The 2,409-nt window shown below is 63.9% G+C and carries 2 protein-coding genes; both read left to right on the top strand.

From position 1 onward, the window contains the following. The first annotated feature begins 85 nt into the window (after positions 1-85). Positions 86-463 (top strand): MerR family transcriptional regulator, encoded by a 378-nt coding sequence (locus VFA16_RS01030; RefSeq protein ID WP_048889656.1) that lies wholly within the window; start codon positions 86-88, stop codon positions 461-463. A 117-nt stretch (positions 464-580) separates the two neighbouring features. Beyond that, complete coding sequence (locus VFA16_RS01025; RefSeq protein WP_048889492.1) at positions 581-2,065, top strand: flavin-containing monooxygenase; 1,485 nt, start codon at positions 581-583, stop codon at positions 2,063-2,065. Positions 2,066-2,409 lie beyond the last annotated feature (344 nt).

The raw sequence follows: 2,409 nt of genomic DNA, 5'->3' as shown, positions 1-2,409 counted from the left end.
CGACATAGATTTCATCAATCGCTTCCGCCAATACGACGCAAGTGTGGTAAATAGGTTTTTTGTGAGCGATTCCCACGATGCCGCAATGGGCGATCGGCGCCTGCCCACCGGCGTGCCGGCCCCCGATCAGGGCGTGTACGGCATTTCCGTCGCCGCGGAGCTGTCCGGGGCGGGCGCCCAGTCGCTGCGACTCTACGAACGCTACGGCCTGGTCAGCCCCGCTCGCAGCGAGGGTGGGACCCGTCGCTACAGCGCGGACGATCTGGCCCGGCTGCAGCGCATCACCGAATTGGTCGCGGCCGGCGTCAACCTGGCCGGCGTCGCCCGAATCCTCGACCTTGAGGACGACAACGCGGCGCTGCGCGCCGACATCATGCGGCTGCGATCCGGCAAGCGCGGCCGACGCCCCGGTTCGACTGCCCGTCGGAGCAAGACCGTGCGGGACGATCACCCGGGTACATAGCGGCGCCGGCCGGCTTCGCCGCGGGCAAAAGCCGGGGGTAACGACTCGCTATCATCGCTGCGGCCGGTAGCGCGGCGGCTAGCAGGTTACTCGGGAGTCAAGGTACGGTTCGTTAGCATGAACGCCGAGCAGTTCGACGTCGTGATCGTGGGCGCGGGCTTTGGTGGTATTGGGGCGGCCATTGCGCTCAAGCGGCTCGGATACGACAACCTCCTCGTTGTTGATCGCGAAGCGGATCTGGGCGGAACCTGGCACGTCAACCGCTATCCCGGACTGGCCGTCGACATCCCGTCCACCACCTACTCGTATTGGTTCGAACCCAACCCGTACTGGTCGCGGCTATTCGCACCGGGTCCGGAACTCAAGCGGTACGCCGAAGGGGTCGCCGACAAGTACGACGTGCGCCGCCACATGCGGTTCAACACCGCCGTCGACGGTGCCCGCTGGGACGACGAGGCGCGGGTCTGGCTGGTGCAGCTCGCCGGCGGTGAAACCCTCACCACACGATTCCTGGTCACCGCAACCGGGTTTTTGTCTCAGCCCCACACCCCGGATATCCCGGGCATCGCCGATTTCAACGGCAAGATCATCCACACCACCGCCTGGGACGACAGCTACGACTTCGCGGGCCGTCGCGTCGGTCTCATCGGAACCGGCGCCACCGCGGTGCAGCTGGTCCCCGAACTGGCCAAGCAGGTCGCCGACCTGACCGTCTATCAGCGCACCGCCATTCACGTCGTCCCCAAGATCGACTTCGCAATCCCACCCTGGTTGCAGGAAACGTTCGCCAGGCTGCCGCTGGTGCATCGGGCCTTCCGACTGGTGACCGACACGCTCTTCGAGATGATGACGGTGACCGGTGTGCTGCACTACCGCCAGTTCCGCCGACTCAACATCGCCGCCGCCGATCTTGCCAAGATCAACCGCTTCGTCTCGGTGCGCGACAAGGAGCTGCGCCGCAAGCTCACGCCCGACTACGACTTCGGTTGCAAGCGGCCCACCTGGTCCAACAGCTACTACCGCACCTTCACCAGACCGCATGTGCACCTGGAGACCAACTCGATCGAGCGAGTCGAGCCCGACGGCATCGTCACCGGCGACGGCCACAAGACCCAGATCGACACCCTGGTGCTGGCCACCGGATTCGACCTGTGGGACGCCAACTTCCCGGCTATCGAGCTGATCGGCCGGCAGGGCAGAAACCTCGGAAAGTGGTGGCGGGAGAACCGATTCCAGGCCTACCAAGGAGTGTCCATCCCCTACTTCCCTAACTACCTCAGCTTGGCCAGCCCGTACGCTTTTTCCGGTCTGTCGTTCTTCAACACGATGGAATATCAGATGCGGCACATGGACCGGTTGTTCAGCGAACTCAAGCGCAGGGGCGCAACCACATTCGAGGTCACCGAAGAGGCCAACGCGCGATTTCTGGACCGGATGACCAGACTACTTGACGACTCGGTGTTTTACGCCGGTGACTGTGCATCGTCACGGTCATACTATTTCAACCGCAGCGGGGAGGCGGCGCTGCTGCGACCCACGTCCACGCGCAACGCTGTCCGGGAAGGCTCGCGATTCCCGTTGAGCGACTATACATTCGCCTAAGGGGAATCCAGGCGCATCGCGCGGTTCTACGGTCTGGCTTGACCGCCGCACTCGACGCCATAGCTGCACCGACGGCGGAACAGAGACGATACTCGGACTGGGCTTCACCGATCCGAAGACCCGCAGCCTGACCATCGTCGGGCTGATCGTTAAAGCCGCTTATCTCGTCGGCATCGCAATTCGTGAGCGCCGAATAGCGCAGTTGCCTTTCGTGGTGCACCAGCTGTTCCAAGTCGACCGGCAGCGCCATGGCGGAATGCACCAAAACCGCGCCTGCCCGGGTGTTAGTGACGGCCGCGTCGCAGTGGGCAGCCGCACCCACGAGTCGATCGTCGACTGCTATA

Source organism: Mycobacterium sp. (genome assembly GCF_035653355.1).
Lineage (GTDB): Bacteria > Actinomycetota > Actinomycetes > Mycobacteriales > Mycobacteriaceae > Mycobacterium.
Note: the sequence above shows the minus strand (reverse complement) of the source record. Positions and strands in the feature narration are given on the sequence as shown.

What these genes read in the sequence shown, in the direction of transcription:
- VFA16_RS01030 (WP_048889656.1), top strand. Translation starts at nt 86, where the DNA reads ATGGGCGATCGGCGCCTGCCCACCGGCGTGCCGGCCCCCGATCAGGGC.
- VFA16_RS01025 (WP_048889492.1), top strand. Translation starts at nt 581, where the DNA reads ATGAACGCCGAGCAGTTCGACGTCGTGATCGTGGGCGCGGGCTTTGGT.